We start from the raw sequence: 25382 nt of genomic DNA, 5'->3' as shown, positions 1-25382 counted from the left end.
GGGTGGGCGTCATCACGCTCCTCGCCGCGGTGGCCTACGCCGTTCTGGGCCTGGCCAAGCTGGCCACGTACCAGGCCACCACGTTCGACCTGGTGATCGTCGACCAGGCCGTACGCAACTACGCCGGGCTGCGCCCGCCCTACGTCCCCGTGCTGGGCACCTTCCACGGGCGGGGCCTCGACTACCTCCAGCTCGCCGACCACTTCTCCCCCGTCTACGCGCTGCTCGCGCCGCTCTACTGGATCCACGACGGGCCCGCCACGCTGATCGTCGCGCAGGCGGCGCTGTTCGCCGCCGCGATCCCGTTCCTGTGGCGGCACACCAGGCGCGTGCTGGGCGCCGCGCCCGCCTACCTCGTCTCCGTCGCGTACGCGCTGTCGTGGCCCATCGCGCAGGCCGCGGCCTTCGACGTGCACGAGGTGATGTTCGTCCCGCTGCTCACCGCGATCGCGATCGAGCGCTACCACGCGGGGCGCGTCCTGCCCGCCGCCCTGGCCCTGTTCGGCCTCCTGCTGGTCAAGGAGGACATGGGGCTGATGGTGATCGGGGCGGGCCTCTACCTGTTCGCGATCGGCGACCGGTGGCGCGGCGTGCTGGCCGCCGCGTCCGGGCTGGGGGCCGTGCTGCTCGTCCGCGGCCTGCTCATCACCGCCTTCGGCGGCGAGGCGACGGATTTCTGGGCCTATCGGCATCTCGGCCCCGACGCGCCCGCCGCGCTGCTGACCCTCGTGAGCGACCCCGTCGCCGCGCTGACGCTGCCGTTCAGCGCCGAGGCCAAGGTCGACACGCTCTTCCTGCTCGCCTGGCCGACGCTGCTGTGCTGCCTGCTCTCGCCCCTGTCGCTGGCGGCGCTGCCGCACGTGCTCGAACGCCTGCTGTCCGACCGCGAGCAGTGGTGGCAGGCCGACTACCACTACAGCGCGTTCACCGTGATCGTGCTCTTCTGCGCGGGGGCCGACGGGCTGGCCAGGCTGCTGCGCCGGGTGCGCCGCGCCGACGACGCCGCGCTCAAGCTCGCCTGGGCGGCGGCGGTCTGCGCGGTCGCGATCACGCTGGTGCCGGGATACGGCCTCGACCGCCTCTACCACGCCGACCTGTACCGCGAGCCCAGGGCCGCCGCCGCCGCCGCGGCCGAGGCCGTGCGCCAGGTGCCCGAGGGGAGCACCGTCGAGGCCGCCAACTCGCTCGGCCCGGCCCTGACCTCCAGGGCCACCGTCCTGCTGTGGCGGCGCGAGCCGCACGGCGCGCCCTGGGTGGTGGCCGACCTCGGCCGCTGGGAGTACCCGTTCGGCTCGCTGGACGACCAGGTCGTCGCGGTGAGCGAACTGCTGTCCGCCGGCTACACGCGGGTCTTCGAGCGCGACGGCTACCTGGTGCTGCGCCGCGACTGATCGAGCGCCAGCTCGTAGGCCCCGTCGAAGCCCGCCAGCACCGTGGGCCACGACCCGGCGACGGGCGGCACGGCCCGGTTGTGCGCGGCGATCGACCCACGCAGCTCCGGGTCGGCGCACAGCCGCGCCACCGCCCTGGCCAGGTCGCCGAGCGTACGGCCGAGCAGCCCCTCGGAACCGTCCCTGACGAAGTCGGCGACCCCGCTCTGCGCCCTGGCCACCACCGGCAGCCCGGCGGCGCGCGCCTCCAGCGCCGCGATGCCGAACGACTCCCGCGGCGCGGGCGCCACGAACATGTCGGCGGAGTCGAGCACCTTCGCGATCTGCTCGCGGGTGTAGCGGCCCGGCAGCGACACCCAGCCCGCCATGCCGTGCCTGGCCAGGAAGCGCTGCATCTGCCCGCGGGCCGGCCCGTCGCCGACGATCGTGGCCCGCATGGGGATCCGGCCCGGCACCCGGGCCCTGGCCGCCCGGAGCAGCTTCAGCAGGCGAACGGGTTGCTTGCGCGGCGCCAGCCGGCCCACCGCCACGACGTGCACCTCCGCCCGCGCGCCGGGCCCGGCCGCGCCCGGCTGCGGCGCCCAGCCCGACAGGTCGAGGCCGTTGGAGACCACCCGCACCGGCACGCCGGGACCGGCCACGGCACGGATCGGCGCCGCCGCCGCGTTGCTGACCGTGGTCGCCACCAGCCGCCAGCGCTGCCAGCCGTAGGCCAGCCGCAGCAGCCGGTAGAGCGCCCGCGTGACCGGGTCCCACATGCTGTGCACGGTCACCACGCACGGCGTGCCCGCGCGGAAGGCCGCCCGCACGCCCATCCACGCGAACGGCGAGACCGCCCCCATGTGCACATGGACCACGTCGGGACGCGCCGCCACGATCAGGCGGGTGAGATGGCCCACTCCGAACGGGTGCACCGGCAGGTCGAAGGGCATCCTCGCGACGATCCTGCGCACCCCGGGCAGCGGCTCCCCCCGGGTCGCCGTGGCCACCGAAACCTCGTGGCCCGCCTCCCGCTGCATGCGCACGAGATCGGCGACCTGGACCTCGATCCCCCCGAGTCGCGGCAGGTAACAGTCACTCACGTGAAAGATCCGCACCCCTCCCACACTAATCTGGGCTTGTGCCTCCACGTACCGCTGTGTTCTTCCACGCCCATCCCGACGACGAGGCCCTGCTGACGGCGGGCACCATGGCGATGCTCGCGGCCGAAGGACACCGCGTGGTGCTCGTGGTGGCCACCGCCGGCGAGCGCGGCCTGGCCGAGATGGAGCCCGGCGACGCGCTGGGCGAGACCCGGATCAGGGAGCTGTACCAGTCGGCCGCGCAACTCGGCTGCGCCCGCGTCGAGTGCCTCGGCTACGGCGACTCCGGGCTGAGCCCCAAGGGCGGCAGCGCCGAGGAACGCCCCGACAACGCCTTCATCGACGCCGACACCGAGGAGGCCGCCAAGGCGCTGGCCGCGATCCTCCAGGAGGAGAAGGCCGACCTGCTGGCGATCTACGACCCGGCGGGCGGCTACGGGCACCCCGACCACGTGCAGGTGCACCGCGTGGGCAAGCGGGCGGCCAAGATCGCGGGCACGGAGATCGTCCTGGAGGCGACGGTCAACCGCGATCCGCTGCTGTGGCTGCTGCGGGTGGCGGGCCGGTTCTACAAGTTCCCGCCGGAGTTCGACGTGCGCACGTTCGAGAGCGCGTACTCGCCGGGCGAGGCGATCACCCACCGGGTCAACGTCAGGAAGTACGCCAAACAGAAGCGCGCCTCCATGGCCGCGCACGCCTCCCAGGCCAGCGGCGGCGACAGCGACCGCACGCTCGCCGTCATGCTGAAGGTCCCCCGGCCCTTCTACCGCTACGTCTTCGGCACCGAGTGGTACGTCCGCCGCGACCTGCCCCCCGGCGCCCGCCTCAGTCATCCCTTCGACCGGTGGCCCGCCTAGTCCCGCAGAACGACGAGGCCGCCGGCCGCCACCCGGCAGACTGGACCCCGATGAAGAACAAGTGGCTACAGATCACCTTGTCCGCGCTGTCGCTCGGGCTGGCAGTGCTGCTCGTGGTCTACCTCCCCCAGATCGTGCAGGCGTTGACCGGCAAACCGGTCTCCTGGGCCGAGATCGGCAGGGTGTTCGGCTCGCTCGACGCGGGCGAGGTCGCGCTGATGACCGCGTTGTGGCTGCTCAGCCTGCTCGCCTACACGTTCGTGCTGACCAACTCCCTGCCCGGCCTGAACAACCTCCAGGCCCTGACGCTCAACGCGGCGGGCAGCGCGGTGAGCAACCTGCTGCCGTTCGGCGGGGCCGTCGGTGTGGCGGTGTCGTGGGCGATGACCAAGGGCTGGGGCTTCACCAACCGCGCCTTCGTGGTCATGACGCTGGTCAGCGGCGTGTGGAACACGCTGTTCAGGTTCGTGCTGCCCGCCGTCGGCATCATCGGGCTGCTCGCCGCGGGGCAGGCGCCCAACCCGACCGTCGCCAACGCGGGCTGGACCGGCGCGATCTCCATCCTCGTGCTGTGCGTGGTCGTGGCCGTCGCGCTGTACTGGGAGCGCGCGGCCACCTGGCTGGGCAAGGGCCTCGACGCGGTGACGCGGGTGCTGCGGCTGAAGTTCCACGCCTCCGACGCGTTCCACCGGCTGCGCGCCGACACCGCCGGTGTCGTACGCACGCGGTGGCCCGGACTGTCGCTCGGCATGGTGTTCTTCCTCGGCTTCCAGTGGGCGATCATGGCCGTCTGCATGCAGGCCGTCGGGGCCTGGCCTGGCCTGGCCCAGTCGATCGCGGTCTTCGCCCTGTCGCGCGTGCTGACCAGCGCGCTGATCACCCCCAGCGGGGCCGGGATCATGGAGGGCGGCGTGGTGCTGCTGCTCACCTCGGCCTTCGGCGTGCCGGTCGCTCCGGCGACCGCGACCGCACTGCTCTTCGGCTTCTGGACTTACACTATCGAGATCCCGTTCGGCGGCCTGGCACTGGGCGCATGGGCACTGCTGCGCAGGCGCAACGGCCGGAACGCCGGCGCGGAGCCCCCGTCCGCGATCTCGAAGGCCACTCAGTGACAATCCCAAACCCTTCACGCGCTATTCGACCACGGGCCTTGTGCGTGATTCGCAGGCCCGCATAGCGTGGCGGCTGACATGGTGGCGTTCCGAGTTCTGGGGCCAGTCGAGGCGTACGAACACGACGACGAGCTCGACCTCGGCGGGTTGCGGCAGCGGGCCGTTCTCGCCCGGCTGCTCGTGGCAAGAGGTCAGGTCGTTCCTGTTGACACCCTTCTTTACGATCTGTGGGACGACGACGCGGCCAAGGGCGCGCAGTCGGGGCTGCAGGTCTACATCTCGCGGCTGCGCCGGGTGCTCGAACCGGGCCGCCCGCGCGGGGGTCCCAACCGGCTGCTGGTGACGGTCGCGTCCGGCTACGCCCTGCGGGTGGCCCCCGACCAGGTCGACGCGCTGCGCTTCGAGCAGCTCGTCCGGGCCGCGGGCGAGCACCTCGAAGAGGGCGACCCGCAGTCCGCCCGCACCCGCCTGGAGAAGGCGCTGGGCCTGTGGCGCGGCACCCCCTACTCCGACTTCGCCGACCAGACGTGGGCCGAGGCCGAGGTCAACCGGCTGACGGAGCTGCGGCTGGTGTCCCGCGAGCGGCACTCCGACACCGGGCTGCGGCTCGGCCTGCACGCCGAGACCGTGCCCGACCTCGAGGCGCTCACCACCGAGCATCCGCTGCGCGAGGAGGGCTGGCGGCTGCTGGCGCTCGGCCTCTACCGCTGCGGCCGGCAGGGCGACGCGCTGGCCGCGCTGCGCCGGGCGCGCAACATCCTGGCCGACGAGCTCGGCATCGACCCGGGGCCCGCGCTGCGCAAGCTCGAATCCGACATCCTGGCCCAGGCCCCCGAGCTGGAGCTGGCGCCCGCGGCCGCGCGGGCGCAGCGGCCCGCCACGCCGGTCGGCGACACCTGGCCGCCGCGCCCCGCCACCCACGTCGAGCCGCCGCCGCTGGAGCCCGAGCCGTTCGTCGGCCGCGACGCCGAGCTGTCCAGGCTCACCACGGCCGCCTCGCGGACCGGCCGCTTCCAGGTCGCGATCCTGACCGGGGTCGCCGGCGCGGGCAAGACCACGCTGCTGCGCCAGCTCGAGGGCAGGCTGGCCGCCGACGGCTGGATCACCGCCTCCGGCGCCTGCCCCGACTCCAGCGCCACCCCGCCCGGCTGGGCCTGGGTGGAGATCCTGCGCGCGCTCACCGCGATGACCGGCGCGGGCGAGTACGCCCAGCTCCTCGCGCCGCTGCTCGACGACACCGCCCCCGACCCCGACGAGGACGAGGCGTCCGGCGGGTTCCGGCTGCACCGCGCGGTCGGCGGTTACCTGGCGGGCGTGGCGCGGCGCGGGCCCGTCCTGCTGACGCTCGAAGACCTGCACTGGGCCGACGACCAGACGCTCGCCCTGCTGCGCGCGCTGCCGAGCCTGCTGGCGACCAGCCGGGTGCTGCTCGTGGTGACGTGCAGGGAGAGCGAGCTCGACGACCGCCAGTCCGACGTGCTGGCCGCCCTGGCCCGGCTCAGCCCGGTGCGGGTCGGGCTGTCGGGGCTCGACCCGAAGGCCGTGGCCGAGCTGGTCAAGGCGACCTGCGTACGCGATATCGACGAGGACGCGGTCGAGTCGATCGTCGAGCGCACGGGCGGCAACCCGTTCTTCGTCCGCGAGACCGTGCGCCTGCTCGACGCCGAGGGCGCGGCCGACCGGGCCAGCGCCACCGAGGTGCTCTCGCGGGTGCCGTCCGGGGTGCGTGACGTGCTGCGGCGGCGCATCTCCCGGCTGCCCGCAGGGGCGCAGCAGATCCTGCTCCAGGCCGCGGTGATCGGCCGCGACGTCGATCTGGACGTGCTGATCGCGGTGGCGGTCGACGCCGAGGCGGTGATCGAGGCCGTCGAGGCGGCGCTGCTGGCGGGGCTGGTGACCGAGCCGGGCCCCGGGATGCTGCGCTTCGATCACGACCTGGTGCGCGACACGATCTACTCCGACGCCTCCAGGCTGCGCCGCACCCGGCTGCACGCGAGCGTGGCGGCGGTCATCGAGCAGCGCACGCCGTCCGAGGTGTCGGCGCTGGCCCACCACTACTTCCTGGCCGACGCCGCCGGCAAGGCGGTGCACTACGCGGGCCTGGCGGCCGAGCAGGCCGAGCGGCGCTTCGCGCACCGCGAGGCGGCCACGCTGTGGGAGCAGGCCATCGCCGCGTTCGACCGGTCGCGCGGCGACGAGCAGAGCGGCGAGCAGCGGCCCGAGCGGGCCAAGGAGCGGCTGCGGCTCATGCTGCGCCAGATCAGGGCGCTGGCGTTGTGCGGCGACATGACCTCGGCGCGGGTGCTGCGCCGTCAGGCCATGGACGCCGCGCTGCCGCTGGGCGACCTGGAGATCACCGCGAAGGTGGCGGCGTCGCTGGCCGTGCCGCACAAGGGCATCGCCCGCGACTTCACCCGCACCGCGTGGGAGATCGTGGACGTCACCGAGAAGGCGCTCATGGAGTTGCCCGCGGGCGAGCAGCGGCTGCGGGCGAGCCTGCTGACCACGCTGGCGCTGGAGCTGGAGGGCTCCTCCTCGCCCGAGCGGGGGCGGCAGGCGTCGCTGGAGGCGCTGGAGCTGGCCCGGCAGAGCGGCGATCCGACCCTGATCGCGGCGGCGCTGAGCGGACGGCTGCGGCAGTCGTACGACATCCCCGCGGTCGACTCGCGCGAGAGCATCGGCCGGGAGCTGCTGGAGGTCGCCCAGCGTTCCGGGCAGATGGCCACGCAGGCGCTGGCCCACCTGGTGCTGCTGGAGTGCGCGGCGGCCAGGGGCGAGTTCGCCGTGGCCGACGAGCACGCGGCGGCGGCCGACCGCCTGGCCAAGCAGTACGACCTGTCGGCGCCCGCCGCGGTCGTCGTCTGGTACTCCGGCCAGCGGCTGATGATCTCCGGCGACTACGAGGGCGCCGAGCGGGCCTACCGGGAGGCGGCCAGGATGACCGCGCGGGCGGGCATGCTGGAGGGCCGCCAGGACCTGCCGCTGATCACCACGTTCTGCCTGAACCTGGTGGCGGGCCGGGCGGCCGATACGGTGGACCTGCTGGCCGAGAAGCATCTGCGCGGCGCCAAGTGGACCCTCGACGCGTACGCGCTGGCGCTGGCCTCGGCCGGGCACCTCAGCGACGCCAAGGCCGTGGCCGCGACCCGGCCGCCGGTGCGCCCCGACTTCCTGTACGAGCTGGCGATGACCTGGCGGGCGCTGGCCGGGATGCTGCTCGACGACCGGGAGCGGATGGTCGACTGCTACGACAAGCTCAAGCCGTTCGCCGACCGGGTGGCGGGCGCGGGCACCGGCGTGGTCGCGTTGTGGCCGGTGGCGCTGACGCTCGGCGACCTGGCCATCCGGCTGGGGCAGCCCGACGCGGCGCGCGAGCACTACGCGAAGGCCCTGGAGGTGGCCGAGCGGGTGGGCGTGCCGCGCTGGGTGGAGGCGGCGCGGCAGTCGGTCAGCAGCTCACCTGGAAACGATCGCTCCTGAGCGTCCCGGCGCCCTCGACCGTGAGCTCGACCCGGTACCAGCCGGGGTTGGCGGAGATGTGGGGGCGCCACTCGACCGCGCGCCGGGCGGCGGCGAAGCTGTCGTGGCCGGCCAGGTAGGTGCGCCACCCTTTGGTCGTGGGGCTCCAGCGGGCCAGCTTCCAGCGCAGGGCGACGGCCTCGGCGGGCCGGGGGTTGAGCACGAGGCTGCGGGCGACGTACGTCCTGAGGCAGCCCGCCGCGGCGTCCGCCCGGATGCCCACGGTGACCTCGCCGGCCGTGGCGGGCTGCCCGGCGGCGGGGGTGCTGATGGGCAGTTCGCGGGCCGACAGGGTGATCGTCGTGGCGGGCGGGGCAGTGGTGCCGGCGTGGCCGTAGGCGGACAGGCCGACGTAGGCGCTGGTGAAGGCGAGGGCCGCCACGAACAGCTTGGCGGCGGTGGCGGTCCCGCTGGCCAGCACGGCCGCGCTCGTCGTCGGCATCGTCAACACCCCTTTGTCTCACCCATAGAGTGGGGCCAGGTGGTTGAGCGCTGGTTGTCGGCCGGTTGCACCCGTTGCGGGTGGGTTGCAGCCGGTGTGGCCATCGGCATTGCCGTGACGTAAGGTAAGCCTGGCCTAAGGCATGCGGAGGGGTGGTGGTCGGACGATGCACGCGTTGGTCGCCGTCCCCGCGCCGACCGAGCCGTTCTGGCTGGGGCTGCCGTACTGGCTGGTCGGGGCCATTCTGATCCTGGCGCTGTTCGGGGCGTTCCAGGTGTACTACTGGGTCGGGCGCAAGCTCGGCGAGAAGCTCTACGAGTCGCGCATCGGCGTGAAGGCGGGCCGCGCGCGGATCGAGAAGATCGAGCGCGTCGTCGAGCGCTGGGGCGCGCTGGCCGTCTACGGCTGCTTCTGGGTGCCCATGCTGCGGCACACGCTGCCGTGGGTGGCGGGCGCGCTGCGCGTGTCCTACCCCTGGTACGTCGTCGCCAGCGCGCTGGGCTGCCTGACGTGGGCCCCGCTGTGGTGGTTCGGCGGGTCGGCGGCCGTGTTCGGCTGGCTGGAGCTGGCCAGGCACTCGCCCCTCACGGCGGCGGCCGTGGCCGTGCTGGTCGTCGCGCTGGTGGCCTGGCTGGCGGTCCGGCGCAGGCGGAAGCGGCGGCGCGCGGCCGACGACCAGGCGCTCGCGTCCTAGATCTCCCTGGAGCGACCCCCGCTCCGGTCGTCGATGACGGCCCCGGGGGCGTTCCTGCGTACGGTCTCGATGCCGTTCACGCAGGCCACCTTGCTCGGATAGCCCTCGCCGACCGCCAGGGTCTGGCCGTTGTTCGCGACGAGTGCGAAACGGTATCCACCCTGTCCGTCCTCGCTGATGACGAACCTTCCTGCCATGGCCGACGCCCCCCGCCATATCGGATCTATCAATGATTTACCCCCATCTATAGGTGGCGCGTGGCCGCGTTCGGCAAACGAAAGCTCGATCTCCTGCCAACATGATGGTCATGCGTATTGGGCGTTTGATAGGCGCTGTCGTGGTGTCCCTCGTCGTGGGGGCCTCCCCCGCCGTGGCCGCGCAGGAGCCGGCCGTGGGGGCCAAGGCGGCGTACGTCGTCGATTCCGCCGGAACGGTCCACCTCGGCAAGCGGGAGACCAAGCGCCTGCCGGTGGCCAGCCTGGTCAAGGTGATGACCGCGTACGTCGTGCTCCAGGAGGGCCGGATGAGCGACACGGTCACGATCGGCGCGACGGACGTCAGGTACGCCGCCCGCGGCGGGGCCGCCACGGCGGGCCTGCGCGCGGGCGAGCGCCTCACCACCAGGGACCTGCTGTACGCGCTCATGCTGCCCTCGGGCGCCGACGCGGCCAACGCCCTGGCCCGGCACTACGGCCCCGGCAAGACGGCCTTCATCGCCAAGATGAACCGCGCCGCCCGCGCGCTCGGCCTCAGCGACACCCGCTACACCAACGCCGACGGCATGCCCACCCCCGCCAACGGCGGCTACTCGACGGCCGCCGACCAGGTGAAGCTGGCCCGGCTCGCGCTGGAGAGCAGCGTCTTCGCGACCGTGGTGGGGAGCACCAGCCACAAGGTGGGCAAGACCAAGGTGCACCGCGCGCACACCTGGCGCAACACCAACAAGCTGCTCACCCGGGCCGACGACGTGCTGGGCGTGAAGACCGGCTACACGAACGCGGCCAGGTACTGCCTGCTGTTCGCCGGTGAGCGCAACGGCCTGCAGGTCGTGGGCGTGCTGCTGGGCGACCAGGACGAGCGCCGCTTCTCGACGGCGGAGAAGCTGCTCGACTACGCGGGCGAGCAGGTGGCCTTCGGCTGATCCGGCACGGCGTCGCGGACGGTCAGCCGAACTCGATGCGCCCGCGCCCCGGGATCGAGGACATGCCGTTCGCGGCGCAGCCGAGGATCGCCGCGGCGGGCGTGATGTCGCCCCTGACACGCGACTTCGCCAGCCACCCGGCCGCGACGGTGCCGGTGAGCAACGAGTCCACCGGACGCTGGGCCACGAGCCGATCGGCCCTGACCCGCAGCCTGGAGGTGCCGACGGGCCGCCCGCTCGCCCCGAACCAGGTGATGACGGCGCTGCCCCGCACGTGACGGGCGCTGGTGCAGGACGCCTCGACGGTGGCCTTCACGGTGCCCCACCCCGAGCGCAGCGCCGGGGCCGTGCCGTCGGGCGAGGCGCATCCGGTGAGCTCCAGCAGGCCGCGCGCCTCGACCCGGCGCGGCGTGAGTCCGACCTTGGGCGTGAACTCCAGCGGACGCCCGGCCGGGGTGGCGACGGCGCAGCTCAACGCGGCGGCCGGGGCGGATCTCGGGCGGGGCTTCGCGCGCCCCGCGCGCCCGTCGCCGTCCGCCGCCCAGGGGCCCAGGACCCCCGCCGTGGCGGCCAGCGCCACGATCCACGCCACCTTCATGGGATCCTCCGCACACACCCCGTGATCAATCGATCACATTGTGCATCATCACGCGGCCCGGCACGCCGGGTCGAGCCGGTCGGCCGTCCATCTGAGCGAGTACGCCAGCCGCAACCGCACCCTGATCGCCGGCCGCCGGTCCGGGCGGCGCGGCGCGCCGGGCAGCGCCTGCCCGAGGGTGTCGCGATAGCCCATCGCGGCCTGATGGGCGAGCACTTGCATGGCATCCATCCGAGCCTCCTTAATCAATTAAGATCTTAATCAATTAAGAAAGCTTGGGCAAGCGCTCCGCTACGGTTGGACCATGGCCAAGGTCACACTCCAGACGATCGCCGACCGCCTCGGCGTGTCCCGGGCCACCGTGTCGTACGCCTTCTCCCGCCCCGACCAGCTCAGCGACGGCCTGCGGCGGCGCATCCTGGAGGTGGCCGGCGAACTCGGCTACGCCGGCCCCAACCCGACCGCCCGCTCCCTGCGGCTCGGCCGCGCGGGCGCGCTCGGCCTGCTCTTCAGCGAGACACTGGCGTACGCGTTCGCCGACCCGTACGCGATCGGGTTCTTCCAGGGGCTGGCCACCGCGGCGGAGGACGCGGGCGTGGGCCTGCTCATCCTGCCGCTGCCGCACGGCGACCGGCGCAGCGACCCGGTCAGGGACGCCGTGGTGGACGCGTTCTGCGTGATGTCGCTGCCCGACGGGCATCCGGCCCTCGCGGAGGTGCTGGCCAGGAAGCTGCCCGTCGTGGTGGTGGACGAGCCGTATGTGGCGGGGCACCCGTTCCTCGGCATCGACGAGCCCGCGGCGGGCGCGGCGGCGGCGCGGCACGTGCTCGACCTCGGCCACCGCCGGCTCGGGGTGGTCATGGTGGGGCTGCACGAGGACGGCCACTCCGGCTGGGCCGGCCCCGAGCGGCAGGAGACGGCGTCGTTCGCCGCCATGCGGGCGCGGCGCGGCGGCTACCAGCGAGCCTGCGAGGAGGCTGGCCTCGACTGGGCGGCGGTGCCGTTCTACGAGGTGGCGCGCAACTCGCGCGAGGCGGGGCGGCGGGCGGGGCACGCGCTGCTCGGCCGCGACCCGCGGCCGAGCGCGATCCTCGCCAACACCGACGTGCTGGCCCTCGGCGTCCTCGACGCCGCCGCCGACCTGGGGCTGCGGGTGCCCGCCGACCTGTCGGTGGTGGGCTTCTCCGACAGCGCGGCGCAGGAGGCGGGCCTGACCACGATCCGCCAGGCCAAGCAGGAGATGGGCGCGGCCGCGGGCCGGCTGCTCCTGGCGGGCAGCGCGGCGCGGCCCGAGCGGCGGCTGTTCCCGCACGAACTGGTCGTCCGGGCCTCCACCGCCCCTCCCGCCCACCGGCACCCGTGACACCAACTATGGACGAATTACCCGCGAAATCCGGTCCCTTTCTCGTTTCCGCAGGTAGGGTGTTGCCCCTCCCCTCTGTTAAGGACAACCTCATGGCGGAATTCTTCGAGGTCCGCATGACGACCGAGACTCACACGAGGGCGGCCGAGCTCGCGCACGGCATCCTCCTGACGGGGCTCGCCACGTCGATCGACATCGCCGCGCTCCCCCGCCCGGCCGCCCAGCACGACGACCCCGCCTGGCAGCTCACGCTCATCTCCACGGACGAGCACCTGCCCGCCCTGCGCCGGCACCTCGGCGCCGCCGGCGCCGCGACCCCGATCGACTTCGAGCCGGTCAGCCACGACATCGACAACTACCCCGAATGGCTCAAGGACGACCACCCCTGACCCCGAGCCCGCCGATCACGCGCCCGCCGACCTCATCAGCCCGTGGCAGGCGATCGCGGCGGCGGCCACCACGTTGAGCGAGTCGACCCCGGCCTCCATGGCCACGGGGCTCATGGGGATGCACACGGCCTGGTCCGCCTCGTGCAGCCAGTGGGAGGACAGGCCGTCGCCCTCGGCCCCGAGCAGCAGCGCCACCCGCTCGCGCAACACGACGGTGTCGATGGGGGCGGCGCCCTGATCGGGGGTCAGGGCCAGGCTCTGGTAGCCGGCCGCGCGGAGCCGTTCGAGGCCGGTGAACCAGTCGTCCATGCGGGCGTACGGGATGGAGAAGACCGCGCCCATCGCGACCTTGACCGCCCGCCGGTAGAGCGGGTCGGCGCAGCGGGGGGACAGGATGATCGCGTCCACCCCGAGCGCGGCGGCCGACCTGAAGATCGCCCCGACGTTCGCGTGGTCCACCAGGTCCTCCAGGACCAGGAGGCGGCGGGCGGGGCCCTTCACGAGGGACTCCATGGTGGGCAGCGGCAGGCGTTCCATGGAGGCCAGCGCCCCCCGGTGGACCGGGAAGCCCGCGACCCGCGACATGACCTCGTCGCCGGCCACGTAGACGGTGGCGTCCCCGAGGACGTCCTCCAGCGCGGCCAGCCAGCGGCGGGTGGTCAGCACGGACCGGATCGGGTAGCCGGCTCCGACGGCCCGCCTGATCACCTTCTCCCCCTCGGCCAGGAACAGGCCGCGCTCGGCTTCGAGGCTCTTGCGCAGTTCGACGTCCCGCAGGCGGGTGTAGTCGGACAGGCGCGGGTCGTCGGGGTCGGTTACGTACTCAAGCACTTTCCGATACTGCCACGCGCCGCCTGACCTGCCAGACCACCGCGTAGCAGAGCAGCACCAGGACCAGGCCGATCACCGTGCCCGCGCCGGTCTTGGTGATCACGGCGGCGATGCCGAACTTCGGGTTCGGCTCGTCGATGAGGGGCCAGAGCACGGCCCCGGCCACGACGCCGAGACCCGACGCCACGAGGACGGCCAGGCGGGCGCGGGCCGGCAGGCGCAGCCGGTCCGGCACGGGGGCCGCCGCCATGCGGGACAGGCCACGCCATCCCCACCACACGAGCACGGCCAGGCCGGCCGCGGAGGAGACGTACTGGAGCAGGCGGAAGAGCCTGATCACGCCGAAGACGGAGACCGACAGCCACGCGCCCCACTCGACGGAGGCGGTGGAGTGGGTGAAGGAGTCCCACAGGACGTGGGTGGCCGCGCCGGCCACGGCGCCGGCCGCCATCGGCAGCAGCCGCAGGCGGCGCGGCGCGAGGAGCGCGGCGCGGCCGGCGAGCGCGGGCGGCAGCAGCGCGATCAGCGGGTCGCGCAGCACGAGGTGGAAGAGCGGGAGCAGGATCAGCACCGCGAGCGGGTCGATCGTGACCACGCCGAGCCAGGAGTGCCAGTCGCTGTAGTCGGGCAGGAACGTCAGGAAGACCGGCAGGTCGGGCACCATCGCGCCGAACGCCAGCGCCCACGGATCGACGAACCTGCGGACGCGGTGCGACCCGATCAGCGGCAGCACGGCGGCGATGTGGCTGGGCGTGAACGGCAATGATCTCTCCCCCCGGCGGATGATCCCCGGTGAGCATTATGCGGCCGAAACTTGACCCCGCTTTGCCCTCGCCGTTCCTGGCCACGGTGCGTAGTGGGTACGGTACGTATCGCTGTCGACGGCCGGGTTGCCGGGAGTTCGGGGGTTCATGGTGCCTGATCAGCGGATTCAGGAGCATCCGGCCGCGTCAGCCGAATGGTTGCGGGCCGCGCGGACCGCTCGTCGGCTCTCCGTCGCCACGCTGGCCTGGCTGGGGGTGGAGAGCGCGCTCGGCCTGGCCGCGGGGCTGGCCGCGCACTCGGTGGCGCTCATCGGGTGGGGGACGGCGGCGCTCGTGGAGGCGGCGGCCAGCCTGATCGTGGTGTGGCGGTTCACCGGCGCGCGCACCCTGTCCAAGAGCGCCGAGAGCACCGCCAGGAAGGCGGTGGCGCTCAGCTTCTGGCTGCTGGCGCCCTATCTGGTGATCCACGTCCTGCACGACCTCGACGCGGGGCACCGGGCGGCCCCGAGCGCGCTGGGGATCGTGGTGACGACGTTCAGCCTGGTCAGCATGCCGGTGCTGGGGATGGTCAAGCGGCGGCTGGGCGTGCGGCTGGCGTCGGCGGCGACGTCCGGCGAGGGCACCCAGAACCTCATCTGCGCGGCCATGGCGGCGGGGGTGCTGGCCGGGCTGTGGCTGAACACGATCGGGTGGTGGTGGGTGGATCCGGCGGTGGCGGTGGCGCTGGCGGCGGTCGCCGTACGCGAGGGCGGACGGGCCTGGCGCGGTCACGCCTGCTGCCACTGAACGATCACGCCGGCCGCGCCCGGGAGCCGTCACGCTGGCCGGAAACTGTCACCACAGAGGGTAATCGTCGCACCAAAAGGGCTGTTTTGCCACACAGACCGCACCGAGTATCGTTCCCGGAGTATTGCGGAGCAACTCCCGCTAGGGTCTCCGGAAGGTCATAAAAAACACCTAAGAGGACACCGTGGGGCGACACCGGACAGACGATCTCGACGGCGGATACCGAGCCAGCGAACCACCACCACCGCGCAGGCGCGCCAGACGCGGTCGCGGCAGGGTGCTCGTACCGCTGGCCGGAGCCGTCGCCCTGGCCGTGCTCCTCGGCGTCGCCGCGTTCGTGGTCTTCACCCGCGAACACGACTGCACCGCCGGCAAGCTGCCGCTGCGCGTGGTCGCGACCCCCGACATCCAGCCCGCGCTGAGCAAGATCGCAAGTAACTATAACAAGGCCATGCACTCGATCGACAGCAAGTGCGTCGAAGTGACGGTGGCCAAGGAGGCGGCGGCCAGGACGGCGAACGCGCTCGCGGCGGGCAAGGCCGAGGCCGACTTCTGGGTGGCCGACTCCAGCCTGCTCATGGAGAGCCTGCGCGACACCCCGTCCGGCGACCTGCTGCCGCAGGTGGAGGGGTCGATCGCGAGCTCCCCCGTGGTGCTGGCGGCGGCGCGGTCGGCCGCCTCGAAGCTCTCCGGCGCGCTGGAGCCGAGCTGGGTCGCCATGGTCTCGGCGGCGAACGTGGCCAACGTGGACGGCCCCGGCAGGAAGGTCCGGGTGCTCGCCCTCGACCCGCAGAAGAACTCCGCCGGGCTGGCCGCGCTGCTCGCCGCGGCCGGCACCGCCAGGGAGGCGAAGCAGGACCAGGCGCTGGTGGGCGCGTTGAAGGAGCTGTCGGGCCAGCTCGCCTCCGACGCGACGGCGCTGCTGGCCAGCCTCACCGTCAAGTCGGGCTCCAGGGTGCCGGTGGGCGTCGCCTCGGAGCAGGCCATCTACGCCCACAACACCAGGAAGCCGGAGTCTCCGGTGGTCGCCCTCTACCCCAAGGAGGGCACGCTCAGCCTCGACTACCCGGTCACGATCCTCACCAAGGACCCGCAGGTCCGTAAGGCCGCCGCGGACTTCAAGCAGAACCTGACCGGCGAGTCGGCCGGGAAGATCCTGCGCGACGCCGGCTTCCGCGGCACGGACGGCAAGGCCGGTGACGCGCTGTCGGAGGACAAGGGCTTCACCCCCGAGACCCCCGCGGCCCTGGAGCCGCCGGACGGCCCGACCGTGACCCGCATGGTGCAGACCTGGACCCGGCTGAACCTCGGCACCCGCCTGCTCACCCTGCTCGACGTCTCGGGCACGATGGCGCTGCCCGTCCCCGGCACGAACATGACCCGCATGCAGGCCATCAACCGGATCGCCACCGAGGGCCTCGCGCTCTTCCCCGCCGGGTCCGAGATGGGCCTGTGGTCCTTCTCCACGCATCTCGACGGTCAGGGCAAGGACTGGAAGGAACTCGTCTCCGTCGGGCCGCTGAGCGAGTCGCTCGACGGCACGCTGCGCAAGGAGCAGATGGTCCGGACGTTCGCCACCCTCCAGGCCAAGGCCACGGGCGACACCGGGCTGAACGACACGGTCAAGGCGGCCTACACGCAGCTCACCAAGACGTTCGCCGAGGACAAGGTCAACACCCTGCTGATCCTCACCGACGGCGCGGGCAACGACGACCCCGACGGCGGCGTCGGGAACGCCGAGCTGCTGCAGTTCCTGAAGAAGACCTACAACCCGAAGCGGCCGATCAGCATCCTGCTCATCGCCTTCGGGCCGGACGCCAAGCAGGGCAAGCAGGGGATGGAGGCCATGGCCAAGGCCACCGGCGGCGAGGCGTACATCGCCGAGGACGTCCTGCAGGTCCGTGACTTCTTCCTGCGGGGCATGGAGCGCCGTCTCTGCACGCCCGACTGCGACGGCTGACCCGCTGACCGACCGGCCCGCCATGCCTGTTGGGCATGGCGGGCGAACCCGGCCGAACGAGGCCGCGTCCTCTCCGCGTGGGGCTTGACCGAGTGTCCGACCGCGGGGAGGGGAATCCGTGCCCGAATGGCCGACCGTCGATCGCGCGCACGACCAGGAGCTGGTCGAGGCCCTGCGGCGCGCGGACACCGCCGCTCCCACCACGCTCTACGACTCCTACGCCGAACGCCTGCACGCCTACGCCTTCCACCTGTCCGGAGACGCCGACCTGGCGGCCGACTCCGTGCACGACGCGCTGGTCACCGCGCACGGCTGCGCGTCCCGGCTGAAGGAGCCGGCCCGGCTGCGGGCCTGGTTGTACGCGCTGACCCGGTTCCAGGCACGCGCCAGGACGGCCCGCCGCCCCGGCGGCACCCCGGCCCGCGGCCTGCCGTCGCCCGAGTTCGATCGGCACGAGGATCCCGAGCTGGCCGGCATGGTCCACGAGGCGCTGGGCGAGCTGAGCGGGGGCCAGCGCGAGGTGCTGGAGCTGTCGTCGCGGCACGGCCTGACCCCGTCGGAGGTCGGGGCGGTGCTCGGCCTGACCTCCCGGCAGTCGGCCACCCGGCTGGGCCGGGCGCGCGACCACCTGGAGAACGCCGCGGCGGCCGTGGTGCTGGCCAGGACCGGCCGGGCGCACTGCCCCGACCTGTCGGCGATGCTGGACTCCTGGGAGGGGCCGCTGACCCCGCTGCTGCGTCGGCGGCTGTCGGGGCACATCGGCGGGTGCGAGGTGTGCACCGAGCGGCGGCACCGTCTGGTACCGGCCGCGCGGCTGCTGGACCTGGCGCCGGTCGCCTACCCGCCGATCTCGCTGCGCCTCCGGGTGATCGACACGTGTGTCCGGCCCGAGCTGGACCAGACCCGGGTCCTGATCACGGACCGGAGCGACGGCCTCGACCGGTCGGGCTTCCCGGTGGCGGCCGATCGCCGCTCGCGCCGTCGCCGGCCGCGGCGGCTGGCGCCGATCGTGCTGGCGGGCGCGTGCCTGCTCGCCGCGACCGGCGCGGTGGTGATGGTCAGCGGGAGCGGCGCGTCCGACACGACCGCGCTGCGGCCGGTGCCCGTCTCCCCCACGTCCGCGCCGGAGGACGACCTCACGACGGAGCCGCCGATCGAGGCGGACGAGCCGTCGCCGACCCCCAGCCCGAGCACGCCGGCGAGCCGCACCCCGCAGGCCAGGGTGACGCCGCCGGCGGCGGCCCCGCGCCGGATCACCCGGCGGGCCCCCGCGCCCACCGCCACCCGCCGCAGGCCCGCGCCCGCCGCCCGGATCGCGGTGTCCTGCCCGGAGACGATCGACGGCGCGGCGGAGATCCGGCTCAGCGCCCGCAACGCCGCGGTCTCCTGGGTGGCGACGGCCTCGCAGGGGCTGGACACGCGTCCGGCGAGCGGCTCGATCAGGGCGGGCGGCTCGGAGACGGTCGTGGTGACGGTCGCCGTCCCGGACGAATCCGGCGACGGCCGCGTCACCTTCACCTCGAGCGCCGGCACCGCGACCTGCTCGCTGTCGTGGCCCGGCGACGAGCTGCCCGAACAGCCGTCCGACGACCCGCCGGCCTCGGAGACGCCCACCGCGTCCCCGACCTCGGACGCCGGGACGACATGGTCGAGTGACGACCCGCAGTAAGTCAGCACTTTAACCCGACAAACGGATATAAATCGGACCCTGACTCGTGAACCCTAGGCTACATAGGGCATTCTGGTGTGCTTGGGGACCGCGCCGGGGCAGGGCGATCACTTGACTGTGTGTTGAACATCACACGAGAAAACTCCGCCCATCGGTAAACCGGAGCACGTCGCCAAGCGTCGGCATTGACGTGTCGTAGCGTGGATTGGTCCCATGAACTGCGATCAATCGCGCTGTAACCAGCAAGAGCAGGAGAGAGACAGGAGATGCTGAAGCAGCACCGCAGAGCGCTGGCCTGGCTGGTCGCGCTGGCCTGCATCGCAGGAGCGATCATCGCGCTGTTCGATATCGACACGCCGCTGCGTCCGCTCCTGATCTCCCTGTTCCTTCTGGTCGTCCCAGGGGCGGCAGTGGTGGGACTGTTGCGCGATCGTGACCCCCTCGCCGCTCTATCCGTAGGAGCCGCGGCGAGTCTCGTACTCAACGTGCTCCTCGCCGAGGCCATGCTGCTCTTCAACGCGTGGTCGCCCCGGGCCGGTGTCGCGACGGTCGCCGTGCTCGGAGGGTTCATGTACGTGCTTCGGGTGTTGTACCGGGGGAAGAGCATGCAGACCGAACAGGGGGCCAAGGCAAGGTGAAGATCCAGGTAGTTCGGCCAGGAGAACTCGGGGACTCCGAGCGGGCCCGGTGGCGGGAGCTGCAGAAGGCCGACCGCAGTCTGGACAACCCGTTCCTGTCGGTCGAGTTCGCCGTGGCCATGGACCGTCTGCGTGACTACGTGCGGGTGGCGGTCATCTCCGACGGAAGCGGCATCACGGGATTCTTCCCGTACGAGCGGCACAGCTTCGGCATCGGCAAACCGCTCGGCGGCTTCCTGACCACATGTCACGGCCTGATCTCGGCCCCCGAGGTGAAGCTCGACGCCAAGGCCCTGCTGCGCGCCTGCAAGCTGAGCGTCTTCGACTTCGACCACCTGGTGGCCGGGCAGCCGACGTTCGCCGCGTACGAGTCCGACGTCCGGCCCGCGCCGGTCATGGACTTCACCTCCGGCTTCGACTCCTGGCTCGAGCAGGTCAAGGCCAACTCGCCGAAGAACCTCAAGACCGTGCGCTACAAGGAGCGCAAGCTCGGCAGGGAGCACGGCGACGTACGCCTGGAGTGGTCCTCGGCCGACCCGGAGGTGCTGCGCACCCTGCTCGCCTGGAAGTCCGACCAGTACCAGCGGACCGGCCGGGTGGACAGGTTCGCGCAGCCGTGGATCGTCGAACTGACGGACATGATGCATGCCGAGAACTCATCGGACTTCGCGGGTGTGCTGACCATGCTTTATGCCGGGGACGTACCGGTGGCGGGCCATTTCGGGCTCCGGACGGCGACCACGCTTGTAGGGTGGTTCCCCGCCTACGACACCGAGTACGCCCGTTATTCGCCGGGTATCGTCCATCACCTCCAGATGGCCGAGGCCGCCGCGAACGCGGGGCTGCACATGGTGGACATGGGCAAGGGCGGCAAGGAATACAAGGACTGGCTCAAGAGCGGGGTCCTGTACGTCGCCGAAGGCCGGGTCTCGCGACCGTCGGCGTCGGCGGCCGTTCACTGGATGGGCAGAACTCCTTTCAACAAGGCCCGAACAATTGTCATGGATCGGCCGTCTCTCTATAGGGCGGCCGACCGTGTCCTGAAGGGCTTCGGTCGGGTGCGCACCTCGATTCAACGTCAGGAGCCATCCAACGCAGTAAGTCAGGAACCGACGGGAGCACGTTAGAACGCTCCCGGACGACCCCCCGGCACAGCACGACACCCTCACACTTCACACAGGACCCTTCGATGCACCGCTCGCCGGTTTCGCCGTCCCCGCAGCACCCGGGGATGGTTCCGTCCGGTCCGCAGCGCGGGGTCTCGGAAGGATTTCCCTCGCCATGAGTCCCGAGATAACCAAGCACAACGGCAAGGTCCACGCCGCTCCCCTCAGGTCGATGCCGCCGCCCTCGAGCTTCACGCCGGTCACCCCGCACCTGGCCATCTCCCCGACGGTCAGCGTGGTCGTGCCGGCGATGAACGAGGCGGAGAACCTGCCGCACGTCTTCGCCACCATTCCGCAGTGGGTCGACGAGATCGTGCTCGTCGACGGCAACTCCGTCGATGACACGGTCGCCGTGGCCAGGCGGCTGCGGCCGAACGTCAAAGTGGTGGCGCAGACCGGCAAGGGCAAGGGCGACGCCCTGGCCATCGGTTTCGCCGCCTGCACCAGCGACATCATCGTGATGATCGACGCCGACGGCTCGACCGACGGCCGCGAGATCATCAACTTCGTGGGCGCGCTGGTGACCGGGGCCGACTTCGTCAAGGGCTCGCGCTACGCCGCCGGGGGCGGCAGCGACGACCTGACGATCAACCGGCGCCTGGGCAACAAGGTCCTCACCGGCATCGTCAACGTGATGTACCGCACCCAGTACACCGATCTCTGCTATGGCTACAACGCGTTCTGGGCGCGCCACCTCGATGTGCTCGACCTCGACTGCGACGGCTTCGAGGTGGAGACACTGATGAACGTGCGCGCGGCCAAGGCCGGGTTGAAGGTGCACGAGGTGCCGAGCCACGAGCGCAACCGCATCCACGGCGAGAGCAACCTGCACGTCGTACGAGATGGCTTCCGCGTGCTCAAGACCATCCTGAAGGAGTGGCGTCGCCAGCCCACTCCGCCTCAGCCTGAGCCCGCCGCCACTCCTGCCGCTGACCGAGGCGTCGCTTAAGAAGGATCGTTGTGAACACGTCTGTTGTCATCTGCGTCTACACCGACGAGCGGTGGGAGGACATCAGGCAGGCAGTCGAGTCGGTCGAGAACCAGACGCGCCCGGCACACGAGCTGATCCTGGTGGTCGACCACAACCCCGACCTGCACCTCAAGCTCAAGCGCGAGTACCCGCAGGCCATCGTGGTGGAGAACACGCACGAGCAGGGGTTGTCCGGCGGCAAGAACACCGGCGTGGCCACGGCCAACGGTGAGATCGTCGCCTTCCTCGACGACGACGCGGTCGCCGACCCCGGGTGGCTGGAGGCTTTGGAGGAGGGCTTCCAGGAACCCGGCGTCGTCGGCGTCGGCGGTCGCACCGACCCCCTGTGGGCGTCGGGCAGGCGGCCGCGCTGGTTCCCGTACGAGTTCGACTGGACGGTCGGCTGCACCTATCGCGGCATGCCCGCGGTCCGGGCGCCGATCCGCAACGTCATGGGCGGCAACGCCGCCTTCCTGCGTGACGCCGTGTCGGAGGTCGGCGGCTTCCACAGCGGTATCGGCCGCAGCGTGCAGGGTCGCAAGTCGCGCCCGCTCGGGTGCGAGGAGACCGAGTTCTGCATCAGGCTGTCGCAGCGCAGGCCGGGCTCGGTCATGCTGTTCGAACCGCGCGCGGTGATCGGGCACAAGGTGTCCGGCCAGCGCGAGAGGTTCGCCTACTTCAGGTCCAGGTGTTACGCGGAGGGGCTGTCGAAGGCGCTGGTGACGCGGGAGGTCGGCACCCAGGACGGGCTGTCGAGCGAGCGCGCGCACGCGATGAAGACACTGCCGCTCGGCGCGTTGCGCGGCGTCGGCGACACCTTCCGCGGCGACGTGGGCGGGCTCGGCAGGGCCGCCGCGATCGTGATCGGGCTGGCCTGGACGACCTGGGGTTACGTCGTGGGTTCCGTACGGCTGAAGGTGGCACGGTCATGATCCGCGTACCGATCCTCATGTACCACTCGGTCACCGACTCGCCCAACGACGAGACCAAGCCGCACGCGGTGCGGCCCTCCGACCTCGCCGAGCAGCTCGCGTACCTGGCGGAGAGCGGCTTCACGCCGCTCACGCTGGGCGACCTGGTGGCGCGCTTCAACAAGAACAACGGGCTGTCGCTGCCGGACAAGCCGATCGTCGTGACGTTCGACGACGGCTACGCCGACTTCCACAGCCACGCGCTGCCGCTGCTCGAACAGCACAACTTCCCGGCCACGGTCTTCCTGACCAGCGGCTGGGTCTCCGACGCGGGCAAGGACGCCGCGGGCCGGCCGCTCGACGACATGTTGTCGTGGGGCCAGGCCCGCGAGGCGGCGCAGACCGGCGTCGAGATCGGCGGCCACAGCCACAGCCATCCGCAGCTCGACCAGCTCCGCACCGAGGAGCTGCGGCAGGAGCTGCGCCGGAACAAGGGGCTGCTGGAGGAGAAGATCGGCACGCCGGTCGCCACCATGGCCTATCCGTACGGGTACTCCAGCGCCCGCGTACGCCGCGAAGTCCGTAAGGCCGGATATTTCGCAGCTTGTGCGGTCAGCAATACGATCGCCGCCGACCGTCATGACATGCTGGCCATCCCCCGGCTGACGGTCGGCAAGGGCACCACCATCAACATGTTCAGGCGCGCCGTCGAAGGCACCGCCGTCCCGCTCATCTACATGCGCGAACGCATCCTCACCAAGGGGTACGCGGTCGTCCGCCGGACGAGGTACGGGCTGCAGCGGGTGCGGCGAAATGTCTAGCGTCTGGGCAAAGATCCTTCGCGACCTGCGTAACCCGCTGTTCCGCCAGGGCTACGCGCTCATGGTGAACACCGTGGTCACCGGGGTGCTCGGGATGGGCTACTGGCTGCTGGCCGCGCACTACTACTCGCCGGAGGAGTTCGGCCGCGGCCAGGCCGTGATCACGGCCATGCGGCTGTTCGCGTCGCTGACCGCGCTCGGCTTCGTGGGCGCGCTGGCCCGGTTCCTGCCGGTGGCGGGCCGCCGCACGCCCGAACTCATCCTGCGCGGCTACGGCCTGGCCGCCGCCACGGGCGGGGTCGCCGCCCTGGGCTTCCTGCTGACGCTGCCGATGTGGGGGCAGACGTACCAGGTGCTGGGCGGGTTCGGGCCCGGCCTGTTCTTCCTGGCCTCCGTGGTGGTGTGGGCGGTCTTCACCCTCCAGGACGTGGTGCTGACCGGCCTGCGCAGAGCCACCTTCGTACCGCTGAACAACCTGGTCTTCGGCCTAGTCAAGATGGGCCTGCTGGTGGCCCTGGCGGGGGCGCTGCCGACCGGCGGCATCTTCGTCTCGTGGGTGATCCCGACCGCGCTCGCCCTCATCCCGGTCCAGTGGCTGATCTTCGGCGTCGTCGTGCCCCGGCACGTCAAGCAGGCCGCCACCACGCAGGAGCCGCCCAGGCTGCGCGAGGTCGGCCGGTTCCTGGCCGGCGACTTCCCCGGCACGCTGTCGATCCTGGCGATCGTCTACCTGGTGCCCGTGGTCGTCGCCACCCAGGTGGGCGAGGCCACGTTCGGACGCTTCTCGATGGCGCACACGCTGGCCAGCATGATCGAGCTGCTGGCGATGAACATGGCGGTGTCACTGACCGTCGAGGGCTCCTTCGACCGTGCCAGGCTGGCCGAGAACTGCCGGCGGGCGCTGCGCCGGGCGTTCATGATCGTCATTCCGATCATCACGGTGGTGATCCTCGGGGCGCCGCTGATCCTGCACATCTTCGGCTCCGCGTTCGCCGAGGAGGGCACGACGCTGCTGCGGCTCATGTCGCTGGCGGTGCTGCCGCGGGTGCTGATCGAGGTGTACCTGAGCGCGCTGCGGGCGCAGAGCCAGGCGCGCACGCTGGCGATCGTCCAGATCGGGCTGGCGGTGCTGGTGCTGGTGTCCACCCTCGCGCTCTTCCCCTCCTTCGGGGTGAACGCCGTGGGGTACGGATTGTTGTTCAGCGAGGTGCTTGTCGCACTTTTGATCTTCGGAAATCTCCGCAAAATTCTCAAATTCGGCGAAAGCGGTAGGCCGACTGTCACCCAGGGGTCGTCCGGGGCTTCATGATGGTCAACGTGAGGCAACGGGACGGCGATGGCATGCAATCGGGGATCACGGGCTCCTCGGAGGTGCGTGGCGACAAGGAGGAGTCAGACGTGCCCTTCGATCCGGAAGCGACGGGAGTCATCCCCAAGCTGACCTTCCCGCCCCCGGGCGAGCAGGCCGGCTCGGCCGAGGACCCTCCGAAGAGCGCCGCCGGTGAAGGCGCCGCCGAGCCGGAAGCGGACCGGACCACGGCCATCCGGCTGCCCGGCCCGCTGCACATCGGGCGTCCGCCGACGGCCGAGGAGGGCGACGACCCTTCGACCGCCGGCACCGTGACCATGTCCGTGCAGCCCGCCCCCGAGGCGAAGCCCGATGCGGCCGACGCGAAAGCGGACGCGGCGGGGGCCGAGACCGCGACCCGCGAGGCGAAGTCCGAGGTTGCCGGGGTCAATCCCTACGCCCGCGAGGCCAAGCCCGGGACCACCGGAGCCAAGCCCGAGACCCCCGAGGCGAAGCCTGGTACCGCCGAGGCGAAGCCTGGTATCGCTGGGGCCGAGCCTGGGACCGCCGAGGCGAAGCCTGGCACTGCTGGGGCCGTATCTGAGGCTGTCGGGGCGGAGACCGGTGGCTCCTCCGGGGCGAAGCCCGGGGCTCCTGGCCGCAAGCCGGGGCCGGGTGCCGGGGCCGAGACCGCGCCGCCGGGTGCTCTGGTAGCCGGCGCGCCCGGCAAGACACCGGCGTCGCCCGCCAAGCCACCCGCCAAGCCACCCACCAAGTCACCCGCCGGCCCCGCGGCCGGCACCGGACCGACCGCCCCCGGGCCCGGCGTCCCAGGGCCCGGCGTCCCAGGGCCCGGCGTCCCAGGGCCCGGCAACTCGGGACCGGGCGTCCCAGGACCGGGCGCACCGGGCTCCGGCGCGTCAGGACCTGGCGGCTCAGGACCGGGTGCACCGGGGCCGGGCGCATCGAGGTCCGGGGCCTCAGGGGCGC

Annotated in this window: 24 protein-coding genes and 1 pseudogene; 18 read left to right on the top strand and 7 right to left on the bottom strand. The window is 72.1% G+C overall.

The annotated features are described in order from the left end of the window. Window positions 1–2: 2 nt before the first annotated feature. Window positions 3–1391 carry a DUF2079 domain-containing protein gene (locus tag FAF44_RS25050; RefSeq protein WP_237105693.1) on the top strand — a complete coding sequence of 463 codons (1389 nt, stop codon included), beginning with the start codon at window positions 3–5 and terminating at the stop codon, window positions 1389–1391. Here the strand turns inward: FAF44_RS25050 and FAF44_RS25045 are convergent. Continuing rightward, on the bottom strand, window positions 1367–2473 hold the full coding sequence (locus FAF44_RS25045; protein WP_237105692.1) for a glycosyltransferase family 4 protein: 1107 nt from the start codon (window positions 2471–2473) through the stop codon (window positions 1367–1369). The two genes, FAF44_RS25050 and FAF44_RS25045, sit on opposite strands and share 25 nt — an antisense overlap. Before the next feature lie 38 nt (window positions 2474–2511). Here FAF44_RS25045 and FAF44_RS25040 point away from each other — a divergent pair, with 38 nt between their 5' ends. From FAF44_RS25040 to FAF44_RS25030, 3 genes are all read left to right on the top strand, one after another. Further along, a complete protein-coding gene (locus tag FAF44_RS25040; protein ID WP_237105691.1) occupies window positions 2512–3330 on the top strand; it encodes a PIG-L deacetylase family protein in 819 nt (272 codons plus the stop codon). Window positions 3331–3380: 50 nt separating this feature from the next. Next, window positions 3381–4442 carry a lysylphosphatidylglycerol synthase domain-containing protein gene (locus FAF44_RS25035; RefSeq protein WP_237105690.1) on the top strand — a complete coding sequence of 354 codons (1062 nt, stop codon included), beginning with the start codon at window positions 3381–3383 and terminating at the stop codon, window positions 4440–4442. Between the two features lie 78 nt (window positions 4443–4520). Further along, the gene (locus tag FAF44_RS25030; RefSeq protein ID WP_237105689.1) at window positions 4521–7922 is read left to right on the top strand and encodes a BTAD domain-containing putative transcriptional regulator; all 3402 of its coding nucleotides are present in this window, start codon (window positions 4521–4523) and stop codon (window positions 7920–7922) included. On the opposite strand, the gene FAF44_RS25025 is transcribed toward FAF44_RS25030, so the two are convergent. Further along, window positions 7891–8403: a hypothetical protein gene (locus FAF44_RS25025; protein ID WP_237105688.1), complete on the bottom strand. Its 513-nt coding sequence runs from the start codon at window positions 8401–8403 to the stop codon at window positions 7891–7893. The two genes, FAF44_RS25030 and FAF44_RS25025, sit on opposite strands and share 32 nt — an antisense overlap. Window positions 8404–8569: 166 nt before the next feature. On the opposite strand from FAF44_RS25025, the gene FAF44_RS25020 reads away from it, so the two are divergent. Then, window positions 8570–9097, top strand: coding sequence for a DedA family protein (locus FAF44_RS25020; protein ID WP_237105687.1), 528 nt, complete (start codon window positions 8570–8572; stop codon window positions 9095–9097). Here FAF44_RS25020 and FAF44_RS25015 read toward each other — a convergent pair. After that, window positions 9094–9294: a DUF1508 domain-containing protein gene (locus FAF44_RS25015; protein WP_237105686.1), complete on the bottom strand. Its 201-nt coding sequence runs from the start codon at window positions 9292–9294 to the stop codon at window positions 9094–9096. The two genes, FAF44_RS25020 and FAF44_RS25015, sit on opposite strands and share 4 nt — an antisense overlap. 110 nt (window positions 9295–9404) lie before the next feature. Between FAF44_RS25015 and FAF44_RS25010 the strand changes: the two genes are divergently transcribed. Further along, a complete protein-coding gene (locus FAF44_RS25010) occupies window positions 9405–10238 on the top strand; it encodes a D-alanyl-D-alanine carboxypeptidase family protein (RefSeq protein WP_237105685.1) in 834 nt (277 codons plus the stop codon). Between the two features lie 22 nt (window positions 10239–10260). Here the strand turns inward: FAF44_RS25010 and FAF44_RS25005 are convergent, their stop codons facing one another. Next, window positions 10261–10836: a hypothetical protein gene (locus FAF44_RS25005; protein ID WP_237105684.1), complete on the bottom strand. Its 576-nt coding sequence runs from the start codon at window positions 10834–10836 to the stop codon at window positions 10261–10263. A 48-nt stretch (window positions 10837–10884) separates the two neighbouring features. Next, window positions 10885–11067: a hypothetical protein gene (locus FAF44_RS25000; RefSeq protein WP_237105683.1), complete on the bottom strand. Its 183-nt coding sequence runs from the start codon at window positions 11065–11067 to the stop codon at window positions 10885–10887. 73 nt (window positions 11068–11140) lie between these two features. On the opposite strand from FAF44_RS25000, the gene FAF44_RS24995 reads away from it, so the two are divergent. Beyond that, on the top strand, window positions 11141–12199 hold the full coding sequence (locus tag FAF44_RS24995) for a LacI family DNA-binding transcriptional regulator (protein ID WP_237105682.1): 1059 nt from the start codon (window positions 11141–11143) through the stop codon (window positions 12197–12199). Between the two features lie 92 nt (window positions 12200–12291). Continuing rightward, window positions 12292–12588: a hypothetical protein gene (locus FAF44_RS24990; protein WP_237105681.1), complete on the top strand. Its 297-nt coding sequence runs from the start codon at window positions 12292–12294 to the stop codon at window positions 12586–12588. Between the two features lie 15 nt (window positions 12589–12603). On the opposite strand, the gene FAF44_RS24985 is transcribed toward FAF44_RS24990, so the two are convergent. Both FAF44_RS24985 and FAF44_RS24980 read right to left on the bottom strand, forming a co-directional pair. After that, window positions 12604–13419 carry an RNA methyltransferase gene (locus FAF44_RS24985; RefSeq protein ID WP_237105680.1) on the bottom strand — a complete coding sequence of 272 codons (816 nt, stop codon included), beginning with the start codon at window positions 13417–13419 and terminating at the stop codon, window positions 12604–12606. Further along, on the bottom strand, window positions 13412–14182 hold the full coding sequence (locus tag FAF44_RS24980) for a DUF4184 family protein (protein WP_237105679.1): 771 nt from the start codon (window positions 14180–14182) through the stop codon (window positions 13412–13414). Before FAF44_RS24980 ends, FAF44_RS24985 begins: the two co-directional genes overlap by 8 nt. A gap of 148 nt (window positions 14183–14330) precedes the next feature. Here FAF44_RS24980 and FAF44_RS24975 point away from each other — a divergent pair, with 148 nt between their 5' ends. From FAF44_RS24975 to FAF44_RS24930, 10 genes and pseudogenes are all read left to right on the top strand, one after another. Further along, window positions 14331–14969, top strand: a complete 639-nt coding sequence (locus FAF44_RS24975; RefSeq protein ID WP_237105678.1) for a hypothetical protein — start codon at window positions 14331–14333, stop codon at window positions 14967–14969. Between the two features lie 277 nt (window positions 14970–15246). Then, window positions 15247–16929, top strand: coding sequence for a substrate-binding domain-containing protein (locus FAF44_RS24970; RefSeq protein ID WP_237105677.1), 1683 nt, complete (start codon window positions 15247–15249; stop codon window positions 16927–16929). A 118-nt stretch (window positions 16930–17047) separates the two neighbouring features. Next, a complete protein-coding gene (locus FAF44_RS24965; protein ID WP_237105676.1) occupies window positions 17048–18598 on the top strand; it encodes a sigma factor-like helix-turn-helix DNA-binding protein in 1551 nt (516 codons plus the stop codon). A 266-nt stretch (window positions 18599–18864) separates the two neighbouring features. Continuing rightward, window positions 18865–19236: a hypothetical protein gene (locus FAF44_RS24960; protein ID WP_237105675.1), complete on the top strand. Its 372-nt coding sequence runs from the start codon at window positions 18865–18867 to the stop codon at window positions 19234–19236. Next, a complete protein-coding gene (locus FAF44_RS24955; protein WP_237105674.1) occupies window positions 19233–20363 on the top strand; it encodes a GNAT family N-acetyltransferase in 1131 nt (376 codons plus the stop codon). Before FAF44_RS24960 ends, FAF44_RS24955 begins: the two co-directional genes overlap by 4 nt. A 154-nt stretch (window positions 20364–20517) precedes the next feature. Further along, window positions 20518–21351: a glycosyltransferase family 2 protein gene (locus tag FAF44_RS24950; protein WP_237105673.1), complete on the top strand. Its 834-nt coding sequence runs from the start codon at window positions 20518–20520 to the stop codon at window positions 21349–21351. Between the two features lie 11 nt (window positions 21352–21362). Continuing rightward, a complete protein-coding gene (locus FAF44_RS24945) occupies window positions 21363–22304 on the top strand; it encodes a glycosyltransferase family 2 protein (RefSeq protein WP_237105672.1) in 942 nt (313 codons plus the stop codon). After that, window positions 22301–23104, top strand: coding sequence for a polysaccharide deacetylase family protein (locus tag FAF44_RS24940; RefSeq protein WP_237105671.1), 804 nt, complete (start codon window positions 22301–22303; stop codon window positions 23102–23104). The genes FAF44_RS24945 and FAF44_RS24940 overlap by 4 nt, the downstream gene beginning before the upstream one ends. Continuing rightward, window positions 23097–24413 carry a lipopolysaccharide biosynthesis protein gene (locus FAF44_RS24935; protein WP_237105670.1) on the top strand — a complete coding sequence of 439 codons (1317 nt, stop codon included), beginning with the start codon at window positions 23097–23099 and terminating at the stop codon, window positions 24411–24413. Before FAF44_RS24940 ends, FAF44_RS24935 begins: the two co-directional genes overlap by 8 nt. 89 nt (window positions 24414–24502) lie before the next feature. Next, window positions 24503–25382 (top strand): annotated as a pseudogene (locus FAF44_RS24930) (hypothetical protein); the annotation flags it as partial.

This window comes from Nonomuraea sp. MG754425 (assembly GCF_021699195.1).
Classification (GTDB): domain Bacteria; phylum Actinomycetota; class Actinomycetes; order Streptosporangiales; family Streptosporangiaceae; genus Nonomuraea.
The sequence above is the reverse complement of the archived record's forward strand: the minus strand, read 5'-3'. Positions and strand labels throughout refer to the sequence as shown.

Bases quoted from the DNA above. Each gene is read 5' to 3' on its own strand.
- FAF44_RS25035 (WP_237105690.1), top strand. From the start codon at position 3,381: ATGAAGAACAAGTGGCTACAGATCACCTTGTCCGCGCTGTCGCTCGGG.
- FAF44_RS25030 (WP_237105689.1), top strand. From the start codon at position 4,521: ATGGTGGCGTTCCGAGTTCTGGGGCCAGTCGAGGCGTACGAACACGAC.
- FAF44_RS25025 (WP_237105688.1), bottom strand. From the start codon at position 8,403: ATGCCGACGACGAGCGCGGCCGTGCTGGCCAGCGGGACCGCCACCGCC.
- FAF44_RS25020 (WP_237105687.1), top strand. From the start codon at position 8,570: ATGCACGCGTTGGTCGCCGTCCCCGCGCCGACCGAGCCGTTCTGGCTG.
- FAF44_RS25015 (WP_237105686.1), bottom strand. From the start codon at position 9,294: ATGGCAGGAAGGTTCGTCATCAGCGAGGACGGACAGGGTGGATACCGT.
- FAF44_RS25010 (WP_237105685.1), top strand. From the start codon at position 9,405: ATGCGTATTGGGCGTTTGATAGGCGCTGTCGTGGTGTCCCTCGTCGTG.
- FAF44_RS25005 (WP_237105684.1), bottom strand. From the start codon at position 10,836: ATGAAGGTGGCGTGGATCGTGGCGCTGGCCGCCACGGCGGGGGTCCTG.
- FAF44_RS25000 (WP_237105683.1), bottom strand. From the start codon at position 11,067: ATGGATGCCATGCAAGTGCTCGCCCATCAGGCCGCGATGGGCTATCGC.
- FAF44_RS24995 (WP_237105682.1), top strand. From the start codon at position 11,141: ATGGCCAAGGTCACACTCCAGACGATCGCCGACCGCCTCGGCGTGTCC.
- FAF44_RS24990 (WP_237105681.1), top strand. From the start codon at position 12,292: ATGGCGGAATTCTTCGAGGTCCGCATGACGACCGAGACTCACACGAGG.
- FAF44_RS24975 (WP_237105678.1), top strand. From the start codon at position 14,331: ATGGTGCCTGATCAGCGGATTCAGGAGCATCCGGCCGCGTCAGCCGAA.
- FAF44_RS24960 (WP_237105675.1), top strand. From the start codon at position 18,865: ATGCTGAAGCAGCACCGCAGAGCGCTGGCCTGGCTGGTCGCGCTGGCC.
- FAF44_RS24950 (WP_237105673.1), top strand. From the start codon at position 20,518: ATGAGTCCCGAGATAACCAAGCACAACGGCAAGGTCCACGCCGCTCCC.
- FAF44_RS24940 (WP_237105671.1), top strand. From the start codon at position 22,301: ATGATCCGCGTACCGATCCTCATGTACCACTCGGTCACCGACTCGCCC.
- FAF44_RS24935 (WP_237105670.1), top strand. From the start codon at position 23,097: ATGTCTAGCGTCTGGGCAAAGATCCTTCGCGACCTGCGTAACCCGCTG.